The organism is Mediterraneibacter flintii, from assembly GCF_055387595.1.
On sequence record NZ_AP031405.1, the window covers coordinates 941,141 to 960,556 of the forward strand.

The 19,416-nt window shown below is 41.9% G+C and carries 19 protein-coding genes; 16 read left to right on the plus strand and 3 right to left on the minus strand.

What is annotated here, in order from left to right; genetic code table 11:
• Positions 1–63 precede the first annotated feature (63 nt).
• The 10 genes from ACZ5C4_RS04385 to trxB all read left to right on the plus strand — a co-directional run bounded on the left by ACZ5C4_RS04385 (position 64) and on the right by trxB (position 10,298).
• Positions 64–336 carry a nucleotidyltransferase family protein gene (locus ACZ5C4_RS04385; RefSeq protein WP_464519931.1) on the plus strand — a complete coding sequence of 91 codons (273 nt, stop codon included), beginning with the start codon at positions 64–66 and terminating at the stop codon, positions 334–336.
• On the plus strand, positions 317–718 hold the full coding sequence (locus tag ACZ5C4_RS04390) for an HI0074 family nucleotidyltransferase substrate-binding subunit (protein ID WP_464519932.1): 402 nt from the start codon (positions 317–319) through the stop codon (positions 716–718). Before ACZ5C4_RS04385 ends, ACZ5C4_RS04390 begins: the two co-directional genes overlap by 20 nt.
• A gap of 269 nt (positions 719–987) precedes the next feature.
• Complete coding sequence (locus ACZ5C4_RS04395; protein ID WP_464519933.1) at positions 988–1,893, plus strand: trans-4-hydroxy-L-proline dehydratase activase; 906 nt, start codon at positions 988–990, stop codon at positions 1,891–1,893.
• Positions 1,894–1,905: 12 nt separating this feature from the next.
• A complete protein-coding gene (gene hypD / locus ACZ5C4_RS04400) occupies positions 1,906–4,281 on the plus strand; it encodes a trans-4-hydroxy-L-proline dehydratase (protein WP_464519934.1) in 2,376 nt (791 codons plus the stop codon).
• A gap of 18 nt (positions 4,282–4,299) precedes the next feature.
• Positions 4,300–4,569 (plus strand): acylphosphatase, encoded by a 270-nt coding sequence (locus tag ACZ5C4_RS04405; protein ID WP_186875530.1) that lies wholly within the window; start codon positions 4,300–4,302, stop codon positions 4,567–4,569.
• A 34-nt stretch (positions 4,570–4,603) separates the two neighbouring features.
• A complete protein-coding gene (proC, locus tag ACZ5C4_RS04410; protein WP_464519935.1) occupies positions 4,604–5,398 on the plus strand; it encodes a pyrroline-5-carboxylate reductase in 795 nt (264 codons plus the stop codon).
• Between the two features lies 1 nt (position 5,399).
• Positions 5,400–5,999, plus strand: coding sequence for a TetR/AcrR family transcriptional regulator (locus tag ACZ5C4_RS04415; protein ID WP_464519936.1), 600 nt, complete (start codon positions 5,400–5,402; stop codon positions 5,997–5,999).
• Between the two features lie 2 nt (positions 6,000–6,001).
• Positions 6,002–6,697, plus strand: a complete 696-nt coding sequence (locus tag ACZ5C4_RS04420) for an anaerobic ribonucleoside-triphosphate reductase activating protein (RefSeq protein ID WP_464519937.1) — start codon at positions 6,002–6,004, stop codon at positions 6,695–6,697.
• Between the two features lie 237 nt (positions 6,698–6,934).
• Positions 6,935–9,328 carry a ribonucleoside triphosphate reductase gene (locus ACZ5C4_RS04425; protein WP_464519938.1) on the plus strand — a complete coding sequence of 798 codons (2,394 nt, stop codon included), beginning with the start codon at positions 6,935–6,937 and terminating at the stop codon, positions 9,326–9,328.
• Positions 9,329–9,389: 61 nt separating this feature from the next.
• A complete protein-coding gene (trxB, locus tag ACZ5C4_RS04430; RefSeq protein WP_464519939.1) occupies positions 9,390–10,298 on the plus strand; it encodes a thioredoxin-disulfide reductase in 909 nt (302 codons plus the stop codon).
• A 136-nt stretch (positions 10,299–10,434) separates the two neighbouring features.
• Here trxB and ACZ5C4_RS04435 read toward each other — a convergent pair whose 3' ends face one another.
• The 3 genes from ACZ5C4_RS04435 to ACZ5C4_RS04445 form a co-directional block, all read right to left on the minus strand.
• Positions 10,435–10,935 (minus strand): DUF6106 family protein, encoded by a 501-nt coding sequence (locus ACZ5C4_RS04435; protein ID WP_464519940.1) that lies wholly within the window; start codon positions 10,933–10,935, stop codon positions 10,435–10,437.
• 2 nt (positions 10,936–10,937) lie between these two features.
• On the minus strand, positions 10,938–11,849 hold the full coding sequence (locus tag ACZ5C4_RS04440) for a PucR family transcriptional regulator (RefSeq protein WP_464519941.1): 912 nt from the start codon (positions 11,847–11,849) through the stop codon (positions 10,938–10,940).
• 204 nt (positions 11,850–12,053) lie between these two features.
• A complete protein-coding gene (locus tag ACZ5C4_RS04445; RefSeq protein WP_186875518.1) occupies positions 12,054–13,166 on the minus strand; it encodes an ABC transporter ATP-binding protein in 1,113 nt (370 codons plus the stop codon).
• A 348-nt stretch (positions 13,167–13,514) separates the two neighbouring features.
• On the opposite strand from ACZ5C4_RS04445, the gene ACZ5C4_RS04450 reads away from it, so the two are divergent.
• Genes ACZ5C4_RS04450 through ACZ5C4_RS04475 form a run of 6 tightly spaced genes read left to right on the plus strand, consistent with a single transcriptional unit; the run spans position 13,515 to position 19,385 of the window.
• Positions 13,515–15,623, plus strand: a complete 2,109-nt coding sequence (locus tag ACZ5C4_RS04450) for a BglG family transcription antiterminator (RefSeq protein ID WP_464519942.1) — start codon at positions 13,515–13,517, stop codon at positions 15,621–15,623.
• Between the two features lie 20 nt (positions 15,624–15,643).
• Complete coding sequence (locus ACZ5C4_RS04455; RefSeq protein ID WP_186875516.1) at positions 15,644–15,949, plus strand: PTS sugar transporter subunit IIB; 306 nt, start codon at positions 15,644–15,646, stop codon at positions 15,947–15,949.
• 47 nt (positions 15,950–15,996) lie between these two features.
• On the plus strand, positions 15,997–17,295 hold the full coding sequence (locus tag ACZ5C4_RS04460; protein WP_464519943.1) for a PTS transporter subunit IIC: 1,299 nt from the start codon (positions 15,997–15,999) through the stop codon (positions 17,293–17,295).
• 24 nt (positions 17,296–17,319) lie between these two features.
• Positions 17,320–18,150 (plus strand): class II fructose-bisphosphate aldolase, encoded by an 831-nt coding sequence (locus tag ACZ5C4_RS04465; protein ID WP_464519944.1) that lies wholly within the window; start codon positions 17,320–17,322, stop codon positions 18,148–18,150.
• 9 nt (positions 18,151–18,159) lie between these two features.
• Positions 18,160–18,879 carry a triose-phosphate isomerase gene (locus tag ACZ5C4_RS04470; protein ID WP_464519945.1) on the plus strand — a complete coding sequence of 240 codons (720 nt, stop codon included), beginning with the start codon at positions 18,160–18,162 and terminating at the stop codon, positions 18,877–18,879.
• Positions 18,876–19,385 carry a YjbQ family protein gene (locus tag ACZ5C4_RS04475; protein WP_464519946.1) on the plus strand — a complete coding sequence of 170 codons (510 nt, stop codon included), beginning with the start codon at positions 18,876–18,878 and terminating at the stop codon, positions 19,383–19,385. Before ACZ5C4_RS04470 ends, ACZ5C4_RS04475 begins: the two co-directional genes overlap by 4 nt.
• The last annotated feature ends 31 nt before the right edge of the window (positions 19,386–19,416 follow it).

The following is a 19,416-nucleotide window of genomic DNA, read 5'->3' on the forward strand; positions in this document are numbered from 1 at the left end:
AGCGTCGGTGTATCATATTGTTTCCTGCGCATCGGCGCCGGAAGAGAGAAAGGGAAAAACAGTATGACAGTGGATGAGATATTACAGAAGATTGTAAAAATTTGCAGGCAATATAATGTAAGGGAGGTATTTTTGTTCGGTTCACGTGCAAAAGGGACGCAACGAGAACGAAGCGATATAGACATTGCAGTTTCAGGAACGGAGGACTTTTCAGTGTTAGAAGAAGAAATCATGGCAATTTCTACGCTTTATAAGATTGACCTTGTAAATATGGATGAATGTGAAAATTCCCTATTACTGGAGGATATAGAAAAGTATGGACGTAAAATTTTGTAAAAGGTATGCATCCTTTCAGAATTCTCTGGCTTCCCTGGCGGAGGCAAAGGACAGAGACATGTCGGATTCTTTTGTATTAAGTGGGACAAGTGCAAAGTTTAGTATTACCTTTGATTTGTCTTGGAAAGTGATGAAGGATATTTTGATTCAATATTACGCGATTACGGGATTTATAGCTGGTTCTCCCAGAGAAGTATTAAAAGAGGCATTCAAAGCGGAATTAATTGACGGGGATGTCTGGATGGAAATGCTGCAGGTGAGAAATCAGCTTATACATGATTATGACGGAATGATTGTTAAAAAGTATTGCAGGCAGATCATAGAAATATATATTGATAAATTTTATGAATTCCAAAAAAGAGTAGATAGCATTGGTGTATAAGAGGCAACACGCCTCAAGCTGCGTGATTTCGGCGATTTTCAGCGTTATACTCAATCGTTGCACTTCATCAGTACGCCTCAATCGTCTGTCCTTCATCGACCGTATTGCTCTTTGTACACCGACGCTACAGTGTTGAGAGAAATATAGAAGCAGAGGAACAGATTTTTCTTGTCGTATATGTAAGCGTGTGATAAAATTAGACTAAAGTACAAACATCAGTCTAAAAAGTGGGCACGACAAATTTGCCGGACGTTAAGGGGGGAGAGAAGATGAGGCTGATTACAGATATACAGAAGTATTCGATCCACGACGGAGATGGGATCCGCACAACGGTATTTTTTAAAGGCTGTGCGCTGAAATGTCAGTGGTGCCATAATCCGGAGACGCAGAAGGCAGAAAAAGAGCTGCTGTATAAGGAAGATGGCTGTATTGGCTGCGGCGCGTGCAGTAAGGTCTGTCCGCGTGGGGCGGTCAGTATACAAAATGGCAAGGCGCATACGGACAGAAAAGTATGCACCGCCTGCGGAGAATGTGCAGATGCCTGTAGTCTGAATCTGCGGGAAATTGCAGGAAAAGAATATACGGCAGAGGAACTCGTCAAAGAGCTGAAAAAGGATGAAATGTTTTATGAAGAGTCCGGCGGAGGAGTAACATTATCCGGCGGAGAGGTGATGCTTTTTGACATGGATTTTGTGGAGGCAGTGGCAAAGAAGCTGAAGCGCGCGGGAATTGATGTGGCGATCGATACGTGCGGGTATGCTCCGCGTGAGAATTTTGAAAGAATTCTTCCTTTTGCGGAGACCTTTCTCTATGACATAAAGACGATGGATAATGCGGTACATAGGAAATATATTGGCTTTGGAAATGAACAGATTCTAAAAAATCTGGAATATTTAAGTCGTATGGGAGCAAGGATATACATTCGCATACCTACGATAAGAGAGGTGAATGGAGATGCGGCAAGTATGAAAGCGATTCTTTCGTATCTGAAGGAAAAGAAGATACGGGTAGTACAGATTCACCTTCTGCCCTATCACAATACAGGCAGTTCTAAATACGCGCGGATCGGGAAGCAATATATGGGGGAAGCGCTGCATGCTCCTTCGAAAGAAGAGATGGAAGGGCTTGCGAAGCTATTCAAAGAAGCAGGATATAAAGTGAAGATTGGAGGATAAAAGGAGGCAGTAATGGAAGAAAGAGGTATGAACGAAAGAATCAGGAAGCTAAGAAGAATCAGTTTAGACACATCGGCGCATATTGACTTAGAACGCGCAAAATCAGAGACAGAAACGTACCGAAAGTATGAGGGGGAGTTGTCGGTGCCGGAGCTTAGGGCGCAAGTGCTCAAAGAGTATTTCGCGTCTAAAACGCTCTATATCGGAGAAGGAGAATTGATTGTGGGAGAGAAGGGGGATGCTCCGCAGGCGGCGCCTACTTTTCCGGAGTTGTGCTGTCATACGGTGGAAGACATGCGTGTAATGAATGACAGGAAACTGATTCATTTTAAGGTAAACGAAGAAGATTACAAGGTGCAGAAGGAAGTAATGCTTCCCTATTGGGAGAAGCGCTCTATCCGGCACAAAATTCTGCGGGAAATGACGCCGGAGTGGAAGGCTGCCTATGAATGTGGGATTTTTACAGAGTTTATGGAACAAAGAGGGCCGGGGCACACGGTGGGCTCTGTGAAGATCTATGAGAAAGGATTTCAGGATTATAAAGAAGAAATTCAGGAGGCAATCGCACATCTGGATTTCTTAAATGATGCAGAGGCATATGACAAGAAGAATGAACTGGAAGGAATGAAAATTGCCTGCGACGCCATTATGATTTTGGGAGAACGCTATGCGGCATATGCAAGGGAGCTGGCGGAGAAAGAAGCGGATGAAACGCGCAGGGCAGAGCTGCTTCAAATTGCCGCTAACTGTGATGTTGTTCCGGCGCATAAACCGCAGACATACTGGCAGGCGATCCAGATGTACTGGTTTGTACATTTAAGTGTGACAAGCGAGCTAAATCCATGGGATTCATACAGCCCGGGGCGTCTCGACCAGCACTTGAATCCTTTCTATCAGAAGGATATAGAAGCGGGGATTCTGGACGAAGAGAGGGCGTTGGAGCTGCTGGAGTGTCTCTGGGTGAAATTCAATAATCAGCCGGCGCCGCCGAAGGTAGGAATTACGCTGAAAGAAAGCGGTACATATACCGATTTTGCGAATTTGAACACAGGAGGGATTACTCCGGAGGGTGAAAACGGGGTGAATGATGTCAGTTATTTGATTTTGGACTGTATGGATGAGATGAAGCTGCTGCAGCCAAGCTCGAATGTGCAGATCAGTAAAAAGACCCCGATGAAATTCTTAAAGCGCGCCTGTGAGATTTCGAGAAAAGGATGGGGACAGCCGGCATTTTATAATACAGAGGCAATCATACAAGAACTGCTCAACGCGGGAAAATCCCTGGAGGATGCCAGAAAGGGAGGAACAAGCGGCTGTGTGGAGACAGGGGCATTTGGAAATGAAGCGTATATTCTGACCGGATATTTTAATCTGCCGAAGATTTTTGAGCTGACTTTAAATAATGGATATGATAAAGTGGCAGGCAGACAATTAGGGCCGCAGACCGGAGAGGCGGCAGGATTTTCCACATATGAGGAGCTGTTCGAGGCATATAAAAAACAGATTGCGTATTTCCTGGATATAAAGATAAAGGGCAGTAATGTAATTGAGAGGATTTACGCGGAACATATGCCAGTGCCATTTCTATCAGTGATTACAAATGACTGTATCGCAAAAGGGAAAGACTACAACGGCGGAGGAGCCAGATATAATACGAAATACATCCAGGGAGTGGGGATCGGTACAATAACAGACTGTCTGGCAGCGGTAAAATATAATGTCTATGACAAAAAGAAATTTACAATGCAAGAATTATTAGAAGCGCTGGAAGATAATTTTGAAGGACATGAAAGAATCTGGAACCTGGTAAAAAATAAAACACCGAAATACGGAAATGATGATGATTATGCAGACGATATTATGAAGTCCGTATTTGCTTATTATCGGGAACAGGTTACGGGCAGGCCGAATATGCTGGGCGGCACGTACCGGATTAATATGCTCCCGACCACCTGCCACGTATATTTTGGAGAGGTGATGATGGCCAGCGCCAACGGACGCCTGGCGCACAAGCCGGTTTCCGAAGGGATTTCACCGGAGAAGGGGGCAGATACAAACGGGCCGACAGCCGTTGTAAAATCCTGTGCAAAAATGGATCATCTTCAGACTGGCGGGACACTTTTAAACCAAAAGTTTACACCTGGTGTCGTGGCAGGGGAAGAAGGACTTACCCAGATGGCAAATCTGGTGCGCACGTATTTTAATATGGACGGGCACCATATTCAGTTTAATGTAATCGACAAGGAGACCTTAATCGAAGCGCAGAAGCATCCAGACGATTACAAGGATTTGATTGTACGGGTAGCAGGCTACAGCGATCATTTCCGTAATTTGAGCAAGGCTCTGCAAGATGAGATTATAGAGAGAACAGAACAAAGCTTTCATTAAGAAAAAGGCGGTGGGACAATGTCGGAGGTGAGAAAGCATATTGTATTTCATGGCAGAGTTCAGGGAGTGGGATTTCGTTATACTGCAAAATATCTTGCCCAGTCTCTGGAGCTTACCGGATGGGTACGAAATGAATGGGACGGTACTGTGACAATGGAAGTACAAGGACGAGAAGCCCTGATAAATAAACTGTTGAAAGGGCTAAATGGCGGGCACTTTATTTCGATTGAATGGATGGATACGAAGGAAATTCCTCTAGAAGAAGAACGGGGATTTCGCGTACGATAAGGACAGAGAAAGAAAATAAGAAGGAGAAAAGAAAATGAAGCTTGGATTTATCGGAACAGGTAACATGGCGGGAGCCATCATGGGCGGTATCATCAAGAAAGGGGTTTTTAAGCCGGAGGAAATCATTGGTTCAGACATAAGCGAACAGGGAAGAGAGAGAATAAAAAAGATGTACGGCATCTGCGTGACGGCAGACAATAAGGAGGTGGCTTCCAGTGCAGAGGTACTGATTCTGTCAGTGAAACCGCAGTTTTATGAAGAGACGATCGCAGAAATAAAAGACTGTATAGAGGGAAGCAAGATTGTGGTTACGATTGCGCCGGGAAAGACATTGGAGTGGCTTAAGGGACAGTTTGGAAAAGAGGTAAAGCTTGTCCGTACAATGCCGAATACTCCTGCAATGGTGGGAGAGGGGATGACGGCCGCCTGCCCCAATGAATTGGTTACGGAAGAAGAAAAGGCGTATGTGCTGCATATATTAGAGGCATTTGGAAAAGTGGAAATTGTTCCGGAGAGGCTGATGGATGCGGTTGTCTCTGTAAGCGGCAGTTCTCCGGCGTATGTGTTTATGCTGCTTGAGGCGATGGCGGATGCGGCAGTGGCGGCAGGAATGCCGAGACAGCAGGCATATAAATTCGCGGCACAGGCAGTATATGGTAGCGCGAAGATGGTGCTGGACACAGGGAGGCATCCGGGAGAATTAAAAGATATGGTCTGCTCTCCGGCAGGAACAACGATTGAGGCGGTAAGGGTACTGGAGAAGAATGGGTTTAGAAGTGCGGTGATGGAAGCAATGAAAGCATGTGCAGAAGTCTCAGGGAAGATGTAAGATGAACAAAGACAGCACGAAGAAAAGTATAAAAACAAGAATAGTATCTGCGGCATGGCAGTTATTTTATGAGAAAGGCTATGACCAGACAACAGTGGATGACATCATTGCATTGTCAGGCACGTCAAAAGGCTCCTTTTACTATTATTTCAGTACAAAGGATGAGCTTTTGGAGACGTTGTCCAACGTATTAGATGATTTCTATGAAGAATTGGCAGGAAAGATGGAATCATCTATGAATAGCTTTGACAAGCTGTTGTACTTAAATGAAAAGGCACATGAAATGATCGAGAAAAAGGTGCCGATTGACTTGCTTGCTTCTCTGTATTCCACACAGCTTACCGCAAAGGGAAACCGACATCTTCTGGATAAGAATCGGGTATATTACCGTCTTATCACAGAGATTACCGAGGAGGGGCAGAGAAGAGGGGAAATCAGACAGGACAAACCGGTCAGCGAAATTGTAAGATATTATTCCCTGTGTGAACGGGCGCTGATTTCAGATTGGTGCTTAAACCAGGGAAGCTACTCGTTAAGCAGTTACACGAAAGAATATATGCCTGTTATGATGGCGTATTTCAGACAAAAATTGGAGGGATGAGGATGGGAATACAGGGAATCCAGAAGCTGACACTTTTAGACTTTCCTGGAAAGGTAGCCTGTACACTTTTTACTGCCGGCTGCAACTTCCGCTGCCCGTTCTGCCACAATGCTTCCCTGGTTACACATGTAGATGGGAAAAGGGATATACCGGAGGAGGAAATTCTTGCCTTTCTGAATAAACGGCGCGGTGTGCTGGACGGAGTATGTATCACAGGAGGGGAACCGCTACTTTGGACGGACATAGAAGCATGTATCCGTAAAATACGGGAACTAGGTTATCTTGTGAAGCTGGATACAAATGGAAGCAACGTATCGTTGCTAAAGCATCTGGTAGAGGAAGGGCTGTTAGATTATGTGGCGATGGATATTAAGAACGCGCCGGATAAATATGGACTAACAATTGGGATTGAGGGATACCATTTAGAAAATATTCTGCAAAGCGTAGATTTTCTGCTCACAGGTACTGTGCCGTATGAATTTCGCACGACAGTTGTAAGAGAGTTTCATAAGCGGGAAGATTTTGCCGCGATCGGAAGGTGGATAAAAGGGGCGGAAAAATACTACCTCCAGGGATTTCAGGATTCGGGTGATCTGATTGCGCCGGGACTTAGGGGATATACAAAAGAAATAATGGAACAGGCGCTTGCAATTGTCAGGAAAAATGTACCAAACGCAGAACTGCGCGGGATAGAGTAATAATATAGGAAATAAATGACAGTACACCAATATCTAGTGTGTAAACGCAGTAATAAAAACTAGATATTGGTGTTTTTTGTTGACACCATTTTCCATGAATGATACAATGAGTACAGTGTCCGGCAAAAGTAGTCTGCCTGGCATTTACTGTCCGTATACTATGGAAAAGAGAGAAAGATAAATACCTGCCATTGTGCAGCTGGGAGGATATAAAAAGAAAGGAGAAGGAACGTAACTATGTATCAGGTGACAAAGAGGGATGGGAAGATTGCAGAATTTAATCTGGTGAAAATCAGCGAAGCAATCCGCAAGGCATTTGAGGCGCAGGAAAAGCAGTACAATCAAGATATTATTGATTTACTCGCGCTGAAAGTGACGGCGGATTTTGAGCCGAAGATAAAGGAGGAGCTGGTCTCTGTAGAGGACATTCAGGACAGCGTAGAGTCTGTACTGATTAAGGCGGGCTATGCAGATGTGGCAAAAGGCTATATTTTATATAGAAAACAGAGAGAAAAAATCAGAAACTTAAACTCTACCCTGCTGGATTATAAAGAGATAGTGGACAGCTATGTGAAAATAACCGACTGGCGTGTAAAAGAGAATTCTACTGTGACGTATTCTGTCGGAGGGCTTATTTTAAGCAATTCCGGAGCGATCACCGCGAACTACTGGCTTTCAGAAATTTATGATGAAGAGATCGGAAAAGCACATAAAAACGCGGATATCCATATCCATGATTTGTCGATGCTGACTGGATACTGTGCAGGCTGGTCTCTAAAACAGCTCATCCAGGAAGGACTGGGAGGTATTCCAGGGAGAATTACGTCTGCTCCGGCTAAGCACTTAAGTGTTCTGTGTAACCAGATGGTAAATTTCCTCGGCATTATGCAGAATGAATGGGCGGGCGCGCAGGCATTTTCTTCTTTTGACACATATCTCGCGCCGTTTGTCAAGGCAGATCATCTGACATACCCGGAAGTAAAGAAATGCATTGAGTCCTTTATTTACGGGGTGAATATCCCATCACGCTGGGGAACACAGGCGCCGTTTTCCAACATTACGCTGGACTGGACGGTACCGGAGGATTTGAAAAATATTCCGGCAATTGTAGGGGGAGTAGATCAGGACTTCACTTACGGCGACTGTAAAGTAGAGATGGATATGATCAACAAGGCATTTATTGAGACGATGATAGAAGGAGACGCGGAAGGAAGAGGATTCCAATACCCGATTCCTACTTACTCCATCACAAGCGACTTTGACTGGTCGGATACAGAAAATAACCGTCTCTTGTTTGAAATGACGGCAAAATACGGTACTCCTTATTTTTCAAATTATATCAATAGTGATATGAAACCAAGTGACGTGCGGAGTATGTGCTGCCGTCTGCGTCTGGATCTGCGCGAGCTCCGCAAAAAATCCGGTGGTTTCTTCGGAAGCGGGGAAAGTACCGGCTCTGTAGGAGTTGTGACAATTAATATGCCGAGAATTGCATATTTGTCGGAGAATGAGGAAGAATTTTATAAGAGACTGGATCGCATGATGGATATTTCTGCAAGGTCTCTGCACATCAAACGGACTGTTATATCAAAGCTTCTGGATGAAGGGTTGTATCCGTATACAAAACGTTATCTTGGCTCCTTTGACAATCATTTCTCTACAATCGGGCTGATCGGAATGAACGAGGCGGGCTTAAATGCGAAGTGGATACGAAAAGATATGACGCATGAGGAAACACAGGAATTTACAAAGAATGTATTGAACCATATGCGGGAACGGCTTTCAGACTATCAGGAAATGTATGGAGATTTATATAATCTGGAGGCAACTCCGGCAGAATCAACCACATACAGACTTGCAAAGCATGATGTGGAGCAGTTTAAAGATATTATTACAGCGGCAGAGTGCAACGGAACACCATACTATACAAACAGTTCTCATCTTCCGGTGGGATATACAGAGGATGTGTTTGCCGCGCTGGATATTCAGGACGAACTACAGACCTTATATACGTCCGGAACGGTATTCCATACATTTTTAGGTGAAAAACTGCCGGACTGGAAAGCGGCTGCATCTCTGGTAAGAAAGATAGCTCAGAATTATAAACTGCCCTATTATACAATGTCTCCGACGTATTCTATCTGCCAGAACCACGGATATTTGTCAGGTGAGCAGTATAAATGTCCGATCTGCGGAAAAGAGACGGAGGTATACAGCCGTATTACGGGCTATTACCGTCCTGTGAAGAACTGGAACGATGGAAAGACACAGGAATTTAAAGAGCGTAAGGTATATGACATTACCCATTCACATATGAAAATAAAAACAAGAGCAGCGGCAGAGGAAGAGAATAGTGTGCAGGCGTCAGGAGTAGAAATGGGCAAGACAGAGACAAGGACATATCTTTTTACGACTAAGACATGTCCAAACTGTAAAATAGCAGTAAGTTCTCTTGAAAAGGCACAGATACCTTATGAGGTAATAGATGCAGAGGAGCATACAGATCTTGTGAAAAAATATGGCGTGATGCAGGCGCCTACCCTGGTTGTTGTGAAGGACAATGAGGTGAAGAAGCTGGCGAATGCGTCGAATATCAGAGAATACGCAAGGAAGGAACAGCAGGAAAAGTAAAAGATTGTAAAATCATTGTACACAGTTATGAGGCAGGGGCAAGAAAAGGAGGCAGCAGTTTATGTACGATATTGGAATTATAGGCGGAGGCACAGCGGGAATGACGGCGGCGATCTATGGACAGCGCGCCGGAAAGCGTACGGTTATCATAGAAGGTACAAATTTTGGAGGTCAGATTGTATCTTCTACCAATGTAGAAAACTACCCGGGAATTGCGAGTGTAAGCGGCAGTGAATTCTCTATGAATCTGCTGGATCAGGCAATGAAACTGGGAGCAGAAACTGTGGTAGAACAAGCAGATAGTGTACAGAAGGAAGATGGAATGTTTGTCATTGAGACTTCTGAAAAAGCGTATCCTTGCCGTTCTGTGATTCTGGCTACCGGAGTGACCCACCGCCATTTAGGAATAGAGAAGGAAGAAAAGCTGGTAGGGGCAGGAGTATCCTACTGTGCAACTTGTGACGGGGCATTTTTCCGAGGAAGAGACGTGGCAGTGATCGGAGGAGGAAATACTGCTTTGCAGGATGCCGAATTTTTGTCAAATTACTGTAGAAAAGTATATCTGATACACAGGCGAGATGAGTTTCGAGGAGAAAAAAGCCTCGCAGAACGTTTGAAAGAAAAAGAGAATGTGGAGTTTGTGCTAAGCGCCACAGTCAAAGAGATTGTCGGAGAGACAATGGTGGAAGGGCTTATCCTGAACAACAAGAAAACAGGGGAGGAGTTCAAGATAGAGGTATCCGGTGTTTTTGTGGCGATCGGACAAATACCGCAGAATGACAAGTTCAAAGATCTGATAAAGTTAGATGAGAATGGATTTATCCTGGCGTCGGAGGACTGTTTGACATCCTGTACGGGAGTCTTCGCGGCGGGAGATTGCCGGACAAAAGAAGTGCGCCAGCTTACAACGGCGGCTGCGGACGGAGCAGTGGCAGGACTGGCGGCCTGCAAATATCTGGCAGGGGAATAAACTGGTTCCACATAAGAGCAGAGGATTTTAACAGAGAGAAATAAAAAACAGATGTTCTGGAAAGGACATCTGTTTTTTATTTATAAAGATTAGAGTATCAAAAGTTACCTTTTGACACCCTAATCTTATAAAAGAATTAATCTAAGAATAATTTCATTCCCATCCACTGCTTCATGTGATTCAGCATTTTTTCGTCCGGCTCAAGTAATACACATGTATTTTTTTGCTCCAGAGAAATCATAACTGCATAAGTTTTAGCGTTAGGTTCTCCGGAAGTAAAGTCATATGTTTTTTCCGCATGATAGGAATTTAAACGCGGTGACTTTGAAGGAGCAATGATCTCAGCCTGCTGGATGTCAAAGCTTAACTTTGGCTTTCTCTTTGCTTTGCTATAAATCGCATCAATTTGTATATCATGGTTCAAGATAGCGTATTCAAATTCTACATTCAGACGCGGAAAAATAAGATAGTAAGCCAGAAATCCCAATATCAGCGCTGGAAGCAGAGCCAACATTCCAATCAGAGGAATACCGAAAAAGAGAATCACAACAATCAGAAGTACAATAAGGATTCGGATAAGCATATCGTAAGACTTAGGCTTACGGGCAATAATCTGTTCATACATAGCATCATTCATAATCAAAGGTTCCTTTCTGTCTGTAAATAATTGATGACCATCATTGCAATTTTATAGGTCATCGCGTCTTCAAATTTTCTTATATCTAATCCAGTTCGTTTCTCCACCTGATCCAACCGATAGATCAACGTATTCCTATGCATGTGAAGCTGTCTGGAGGTCTCCGCTATATTTAAATTGTTTTGAAAAAATTTATTGATAGTGACAGCAGTGTCTTCATCAAAGGTATGTGGAATCTCATTTCCAAAGATTTCTCTTAAAAAGCTTTCACACAGGCGTACTGGAAGCTGGTAAATTAAGCGTCCGGCGCCAAGCTCATTATATGGGAAAACAGTTTGCTCTGAGAAAAAGAGCTTTCCAACTTTCAGTGCCAGGCAGGTCTCCTCATAAGCTCCAGGTAAATCGGATAATGTGCGGATAAGCGAACTAAAGGATACACGCACATGCGTCAATGCTTCCGTATTCAAAGTATCCACAATCATCCTGGCACTTCTGGTACAGTCCTTTGCAGAGATGTCTTCAGACTTTACAGGCTTTATAACAGCAATACTCTGTGCATTTATTGGAACCAGATACGTTTTTGACTGAGACGGGAACAAATTTTTTAAAATTTCTAATACAGTTTCTTCATAGGAAGTTTTTGTTTCCAACAGAAATAAAACACGCAGTTCCTCTGCCTGTATATGCAGCCGCGCTGCGCGATCTGACAAGTCGCAGACAGGGAGTTTGCCGGTCAAAAGGCTGCGAAGAAAATCGGTCTTGTTATATTTTTCTTTATAGGCGGCGCCAAGACAATGAATTTGATTTAACACCGCTTCTATATCATCTTCGGCAGAAAGGTTTACATCAAGAGTAATACCGGTAATTCTTCTTAATTCATTCAGCGCTCGTTTTAGCTTGGGTGTCTGTTCCATAACGTACCTCTTTATTTTATGATTGCCAGGGAATCATAGATTTTCTTAGCAGAAATTTTGCACAGAGTAACCGCGGCAATGCTGGAAAAGGCTGCACCTTAAGTGCAGCCCTTTTGTTATTCTAAGTAATAAACTATGCGGTCATGCCGCCGTATAAAATAGCCACTGTGTGTCAGACAAGCTGCTATTCTTCATTGTAATAGATTAGTTTGTAATCGTCAATTCAGTTTCCTTGTCAAAAAGATGAATTTTTTCCATATCCAGGGCGAATACCGCTTTATCTCCGGTTCTTAAGGTTGTGCGCGGATTTACGCGGGCAGTCATCTGTGTTCCTTCTACATCGAAATACAGGTAAACCTCTGCACCAAGAAGTTCATATACCTTAATAGTAGATTTGATGACACTGTCGGGAGAATTACTGATAAACGCTTCGGAATCGTGTACGTCCTCCGGACGGATACCCAGGACAACCGTCTTTCCGTCATAACCACCATCAATAAGTGCCTGCTTTTTGGAAGCTGGAACCTTCAGCACGTGCTCTCCGATTGTCAATGTGACATCTTGACCGTTTACTTTTACAACGGCATCTAAGAAGTTCATCTGAGGAGAACCGATAAATCCGGCAACAAAAAGATTACAAGGTGTATTGTAGAGATTCTGAGGTGTATCTACCTGCTGAACAACTCCGTCCTTCATAACGACGATTCTTGTGCCGAGCGTCATAGCTTCTGTCTGGTCATGGGTTACGTAGATAATTGTCGCGCCTAAATTTTCATGCAGCTTGGAAATTTCGATACGCATCTGTACTCTCAGCTTTGCATCCAGGTTGGAAAGCGGCTCGTCCATAAGGAATACCTTCGGATTACGAACGATGGCACGTCCCATTGCAACACGCTGTCTTTGACCACCGGACAGGGCCTTTGGCTTACGATCCAGCAGTTTCTCCAAATCAAGAATTCTGGCTGCTTCTTTTACTTTTTTATCGATTTCTGCCTTTGGCACTTTACGAAGCTTCAGACCAAAAGCCATATTGTCATATACGGTCATATGCGGATACAGAGCGTAGTTCTGGAATACCATTGCGATATCACGATCTTTTGGCTCTACATCATTCATTACCTTTCCGTCAATCTCTAAAGTACCGCCGGAAATATCTTCCAGACCTGCAATCATACGTAATGTTGTGGATTTTCCACATCCGGAAGGTCCTACAAAGATGATGAATTCCTTATCTTCAATATCCAGATTGAAATCTTTTACTGCGTGGAATCCGTTAGGATAAATTTTTTGAATTCCTTTTAATGATAAACTTGCCATTTGTATAGCCTCCTTGAAAATTTACTTTTCGTTATCTTATGTACTTAGTATAATCGGTGCCGGCAGGAGGGACAATGTAACCAGTAACCAAAAAAAATAAGAAATTATGTACAGATCAACCAGAAATTAAGATAGGCTCTGTCTGACAGAGTATACCCTAAAGGGCACACCGTAATTTACTTCCTTCGGGATGTCGGGCGTTACCCGATAAGGTATGGAAAATAGAGTACAAAATACTTCAAAAAGTAGATAAAAATGGGAAAAGACCTAATATTTTTGTGTCAATATGTCTATGATATATTAATTGTATAGGAAATAGTTCGGTGATTTTAAAAGACAGGTGAGGAAATGATAAAAAGGCAGGATGTTCTTTTAACTAAGTTACTAATGAAAGACAAAATATCAATGAAAGATTTATCCGAAGAATTTCAGGTTTCGGAAAGGACACTGAGGAATGATATTCAAAGACTGCAAGAACTGACAGATGGAGAAGAACTGATTGTGATTTCCAAAGGGTTTATTCATATACGGGACAGTGAAAAATTTCAAAAAGAAGTACAAAAGGCTGCTAAAGATAGTGATTTTTATCAATATCGATTATCAGCGGAAGAAAGACGAATGGCAGCGATTATTATGATTATTTGCGAAGAAGAGTATACAACAGCAGATTATCTTGCAGGTCGCTTGTTTGTGTCCAGAAGTACGATGACAAAAGAAATTATTGAAATAAAGAACAGGCTGGCAGAAGAAGGGATTATTCTGGAAGCAAGAACAAAAAAGGGGTATCGGATCTGCGGAGACGAACTACAAATTCGCAGGCTAGCTTACAAGTTGTTTAAAGGGTTGAAACACGAAGAAGGGATCTATTCCTGGCTGATTGAGAAAGTGCTGCAGGAGAAGATAGAGGGAGCTTATATCAGGCAGGCGCTTCTACAATATGAAGCAGACTATAAGTTGGATCTCCTTGACACCTCATTTAAAGCAATTGAGACATATCTTCTAATTACAGTGATTCGCATTTTACAAGGGAATATAGCAGGTTCTTCTCCAGTGACATCAGAAAATCAGTTTAGTCAGGCAGCTTTGGAGTTACTGCAGAAAGTTTTGAAAGAGTTCGGATACGATGGGGAAGTGACAGAGGAAGAAGTACAGGGATTTAATGAGATATTCATGGACAATTTTAAAATTTCTAGTCAGGATTCTACTACTGATATAGAGATGGTTACAACACAAATGATTATTGCTTCTTTTGTATGGACAGTCTGTATGAGTTTAGACATCAAAGACAGAATTGGATACCAGAACTATGAATCATTGATGGAACATATTAAATCTACGATCTATCATCTGAGAAATAATGACTACAAAACACAGAATCCTTTGTGTGAAGAACTGGAACAGATGTATCCTGAAATATTTGAACATGTGGCGGAGAATATCAAAGATATTGAACGGATGATAGGAAAGAAAATGGAAAAAGACGAAATCTCGTATATTGTCATGCATATTGCTTCGGCTCTAGAACTGCTCAAAGCAGAAAAACAGGAAGTGTCTGCTCTGATTATATGTCCGGCAGGACTTTGCACAGCGATGCTGCTAAAAGTAAAACTGAAACAGAATTTTAATATCTATGTTGAGGACATAATTCCTGCACATAAGCTAGAAAAATACGATAGGAGCAATATAGATATGGTGATAGCTACAGTGCCGCTAAAGGATGAACTAGATATAGCTGTTCAGATTAATCCGCTTCTTTATGAGAATGATATTATAAAAATCCAAAATTATATAAAAGATAAACATATAAGAGAAAAAAAGAAGAACAGACAGCATAAGAAAGAAATCAGCAGGATTCTGTCTTATGTAGAAGAGTATAACAAAATTATTTCTGAAAATGATACGGTTGCACTTTTTTCTTCCGAGGAAAAGCTAGATAGATTGAATCAAAAATATAAACTAATGCCGGAAAAAATACAGGGAAATCAATGGTTTTATAGGGAGCTTTGCGAAGAGATGATGACGTTAGACTTGATAGTAAATGATTGGAAAGAAGCAATCTATGCGGCAGGGAGAATGTTAGAGAAGGTAGGGCACTGTTCAAATAAATATACAGAAAGGATGGTGGAATTGGTTCGGAAAAACGGACCGTATATTGTTTTTGCACCAGGTGTTGCAATCGCTCACGCGTCACCGCGGGACGGGGCGGTAAGTTTGGGAATTAGTTTTATCAGATTAAAAAATCCTGTAAATTTCGGACATGATATAAATGATCCCGTGAAATTCGTACTGGCAGTAAGTATTCCAGATGAAAATAGTTACCTCTCTGTTTTTTTTCATATGGTACGTTGTATGGCAAATAGGGAGATACAGACACTGCTTTTTGCAGCGGAGAATAAAACGGATATTATCAATATGATTAAGTTTTATGAAATACGTCAGTTTAATAATGAACAATAAATAAAAAAGGAGGTGAGCATATGCAGGGAAGGCCAGTTAAGATTTTGATTGCATGTGGCAGTGGCATCGCTACGTCGACGCTTGCAGCACAGGGAGTGCGTGAGATCTGTGAAGAACGTGGAATTGAAGCTGTGATACAGAAAAGTAATATGAGTGAAGTTATGTCCAAGGCAAGCCAGGTGGATATTGTATTTACAACCAATATGTACCGAGAAGAACTTCCGGTACCACTCATGAGCGTAACAGCTTTAATTACCGGTATAGGAGAAGAAGCTGTAAAAAAGAAGTGTGGAGATTTACTGGAAGAGGTTGCCTCAAAGATTTAGAAACTAGGAACGGCGAAGGAAAAGAGATTTATTAAAGGAGGGCTCATATGGAAATTTTAACGAATATAATTCAAGAAATTTTGAATATTGGAGCGATTGCATTTTTACCGATTATTGTTACTATTTTAGGATTGGTTTTCAGAATGAAATTCTTTGAGGCGTTTAAAAGTGGATTACTTTTTGGTATCGGGTTCCAGGGATTAAAACTTGTTATTTCTCTTCTGACAACAACGATACAACCGATTATTGATTATTATGCAGGTTCAGGCGTCTCCCACAGCTTTACTACGATTGATGTAGGCTGGCAGACCTTGTCAGCAGCGGCATGGACATCACCGTTTGCAGCAGTGGTTATACCAGGCGGTTTGATTCTTAATTTTGTTTTGATTAAAGCAAAGGTAATAAAAACATTAAATATTGATATATGGAATTACTGGCATATTCTGATGTCGGCATCCATTTTATATTATATTCTGGGAAATGCAGGTGTATCAGGTGCTCCGGCTGTGATTATCAGTTTTGTTTTTGCGATGGCGCTTATGGTATTTATTAATTTTGTAGGGGATAAGATCGCTCCATGGTGGCAGGAGTATTTTGGATATGAGGGAACAACTTGTACAACAAAAAGTTCAACTCTGGCGGCGATTCCGGTAGTTTTTGTAACAAACAAAGTATTGGACAAGATCCCCCATATTAATAAAATTAACATCAATTTATCCTGGATCAACAAAAAACTTGGAGTACTTGGCGATCCTGCTATTGTAGGTTTTATTGTAGGGCTTTTTATGGCAGTAATTACGTTACAGACACCTGCAGTTATGATACAGGTAGCAGTAGGAATTTCAGCGGTTATTGTACTTCTTCCAAGAATGGTAAGCTTGTTTATGGAAGGACTTGCTCCAGTAAGTAAGGCTGCAAAACAGTTTGTAGTGAAACATTTAGGAGAGGATAGAGAGATTTTGCTTGGCTGTGATTCTGCATTTGGACTTGGAGATCCAGCAGTAATTACTCTTGGGCTACTGTTGATTCCGATTACAATTGCGATAGCTTTTATCATTCCGGGCAATACGTATTTCCCGGTAGGTATATTGGCGTCCATTCCGTATTATGCTGGGATGACCTGTATGATTAGCAAGGGAAATCTGTTTCGAGGATTGGTAAATGGAACGATATTTATGGTTCTTCTGGTATTCTTTATGAATTTTATGGCGGACATAGCAACTACTTTTATAAGCGCCGCAGGAGTTATGGAGATCGCAGAGGGAACAAAAGTTACGGGAGCTTCTCTGGCGAATATTGTGGATATTATTGTAGTGGGCATCGCTAAAATTTTCGGAGCAGTGTAAATTTTTAAAATCAGGAGAGAAGATATGTTAGTGAATTCATACGAAATGTTAAGACAGGCAGATAAATCTACATATGCAGTTTTGTCCCCCGACTTTTTTAACCAGAATAGCCTGAAAGCATATATAGAAATAGCGGAAGAATTCCACAGACCGATTATCGTGGCATATAGCGGAAATATGAAAACAAATTTTCTGACTCTGGAAGATGCTGCCGAGATAGGGAGGTATTATGCTAAAAAAGCAGAAGTTCCGGTGTGCCTTCACATCGATCATGGATATGATCTTAAATTTGTGAAAAAAGCCATTGATTTAGGATTTACGTCGGTAATGATAGATGGTTCTAGTGATCCTTTTGAAACAAATGTAGAAAAAACACAGGAAATCGTTCATTATGCAAAAGAAAAGAATGTCTGTGTAGAGGCAGAAATTGGACATGTAGGTTCTGGAAAGAATTATGAGAACGAAGAAGAAAATGATTCAGTGTATACGGAAGTGAAAGATTGCGTTGAGTTTGTAAATAGGACAGGTATAGATTCTGTAGCTGTATCTATCGGTACAGCACACGGAATATATGCCAAAGGAACGCCGAAATTAAATTTCAAAAGGTTGAAGGAACTGAAAACAGTGGTAAACATTCCTCTCGTTTTACATGGAGGTTCATCCAGTGGGGATGAGAATTTAAAAAGGGCAGCCGAATTAGGGATCAGTAAAATTAATCTTTTTACAGATATTGCAATGAGTGGTTATAGACAGCTAAGGGAGTCAAATGCGCAAAATATGATGGATATGCTGGATGACGGAGATAGAGGGATGAAAACAGCTTTGCGGCATTATTATCATCTTTTAGGGAAATAGGAGTCAGTTATGAAAAAGATAATAAAAACACCTGTATTCGGTATCAATTCTAAATCTTATATGTATGGAGCAGCACTCTTGGAGCTTGCAGAATATGCGGATCACCTTGCAGAAGAATATGATATGTCTATTATGTTTAGTGCTCCGTATGCTGACCTGGGTAAGATTGCAGCAGAGACAAAGCATATTATTTTAAATGCACAGGGAATGGATCCGATACATACCGGCAGAGGAATGGGGCATGTGTTGCCAGAATCACTGGCAGAGGCTGGAGCTGACGGAGTCTTTCTTAACCACGCGGAACGGCCTATGACACTGAGCCAGCTAATTAAAGCGGTTTCCCGTGCAAAAGAATTACAGATGCATACAATTGTTTTGGCAGACTCTGTACAGGAAGCGCGGATGACAGCTCTGCTTAAACCTACGATGATTATATGTGAACAAACGGAATTAATAGGCACAGGAAAAACAGCGGATGTGAAATATATGCAAGAAACAAAAGAGGCAATTAAAGAAATACATCCAGGAATTATTGTATTACAGGGAGCCGGAAACAGAACCGCAGAAGATGTATACAACGCGATTAAAAATGGATCAGAAGGCTCAGGGGCAAGTTCGGGAATTTTCTTAGCAAAGAATCCGAAAGAAAAGATTAGGGAATTGTTTGAAGGCGCTTTAAAAGCGCGTGAAGAATTTGGAAGCAGGGTGTATGGGGAGGAGGAAATATGACGGTTAAAACAAAAGAACTGAGTTTACAGACGAAAGGGAAAAAGATAACTTTTTTTAACATCACAGAAGCAGTGAATCAGTTTATAGAAGAGACAAAAATTGTGGAAGGGATCCTAACCGTGCAGACAGAACATACAACTTGTTCTGTATTCTTTGAAGAGATGGTACACGATTTTGACATAAAAGGCGATGAGTTTCTTCAGGTGGATTTAAACAAAGGTTTAGAAAAGTTATTTCCAAATCAGACAAGCAATGATGGATATTATCGATATCCGGGACCGGAGCATCTGCGGTTGGCAGAAACAAACCAGGCATTTATTGACGATCCGTCTATTATGTTAAACGGACCGGCACATTTAAAAGCGACGATGTTGGGAGCGAGCCAGACGTTTGTGATTAAAAAATGTAGGATACAAACAGGCAGATGTGGAGACATCTATTTTGCTGATTTTGATTATTGCCGTCCGCGGTCCCGTAAAGTTCATATGTGTGCTCTGGGAGAATAAAATTCAAAAAATAAAGTAAATACAGGAGAAA

Bases quoted from the DNA above. Each gene is read 5' to 3' on its own strand.
- ACZ5C4_RS04385 (WP_464519931.1), top strand. From the start codon at position 64: ATGACAGTGGATGAGATATTACAGAAGATTGTAAAAATTTGCAGGCAA.
- ACZ5C4_RS04390 (WP_464519932.1), top strand. From the start codon at position 317: ATGGACGTAAAATTTTGTAAAAGGTATGCATCCTTTCAGAATTCTCTG.
- ACZ5C4_RS04395 (WP_464519933.1), top strand. From the start codon at position 988: ATGAGGCTGATTACAGATATACAGAAGTATTCGATCCACGACGGAGAT.
- hypD (WP_464519934.1), top strand. From the start codon at position 1,906: ATGGAAGAAAGAGGTATGAACGAAAGAATCAGGAAGCTAAGAAGAATC.
- ACZ5C4_RS04405 (WP_186875530.1), top strand. From the start codon at position 4,300: ATGTCGGAGGTGAGAAAGCATATTGTATTTCATGGCAGAGTTCAGGGA.
- proC (WP_464519935.1), top strand. From the start codon at position 4,604: ATGAAGCTTGGATTTATCGGAACAGGTAACATGGCGGGAGCCATCATG.
- ACZ5C4_RS04415 (WP_464519936.1), top strand. From the start codon at position 5,400: ATGAACAAAGACAGCACGAAGAAAAGTATAAAAACAAGAATAGTATCT.
- ACZ5C4_RS04420 (WP_464519937.1), top strand. From the start codon at position 6,002: ATGGGAATACAGGGAATCCAGAAGCTGACACTTTTAGACTTTCCTGGA.
- ACZ5C4_RS04425 (WP_464519938.1), top strand. From the start codon at position 6,935: ATGTATCAGGTGACAAAGAGGGATGGGAAGATTGCAGAATTTAATCTG.
- trxB (WP_464519939.1), top strand. From the start codon at position 9,390: ATGTACGATATTGGAATTATAGGCGGAGGCACAGCGGGAATGACGGCG.
- ACZ5C4_RS04435 (WP_464519940.1), bottom strand. From the start codon at position 10,935: ATGAATGATGCTATGTATGAACAGATTATTGCCCGTAAGCCTAAGTCT.
- ACZ5C4_RS04440 (WP_464519941.1), bottom strand. From the start codon at position 11,849: ATGGAACAGACACCCAAGCTAAAACGAGCGCTGAATGAATTAAGAAGA.
- ACZ5C4_RS04445 (WP_186875518.1), bottom strand. From the start codon at position 13,166: ATGGCAAGTTTATCATTAAAAGGAATTCAAAAAATTTATCCTAACGGA.
- ACZ5C4_RS04450 (WP_464519942.1), top strand. From the start codon at position 13,515: ATGATAAAAAGGCAGGATGTTCTTTTAACTAAGTTACTAATGAAAGAC.
- ACZ5C4_RS04455 (WP_186875516.1), top strand. From the start codon at position 15,644: ATGCAGGGAAGGCCAGTTAAGATTTTGATTGCATGTGGCAGTGGCATC.
- ACZ5C4_RS04460 (WP_464519943.1), top strand. From the start codon at position 15,997: ATGGAAATTTTAACGAATATAATTCAAGAAATTTTGAATATTGGAGCG.
- ACZ5C4_RS04465 (WP_464519944.1), top strand. From the start codon at position 17,320: ATGTTAGTGAATTCATACGAAATGTTAAGACAGGCAGATAAATCTACA.
- ACZ5C4_RS04470 (WP_464519945.1), top strand. From the start codon at position 18,160: ATGAAAAAGATAATAAAAACACCTGTATTCGGTATCAATTCTAAATCT.
- ACZ5C4_RS04475 (WP_464519946.1), top strand. From the start codon at position 18,876: ATGACGGTTAAAACAAAAGAACTGAGTTTACAGACGAAAGGGAAAAAG.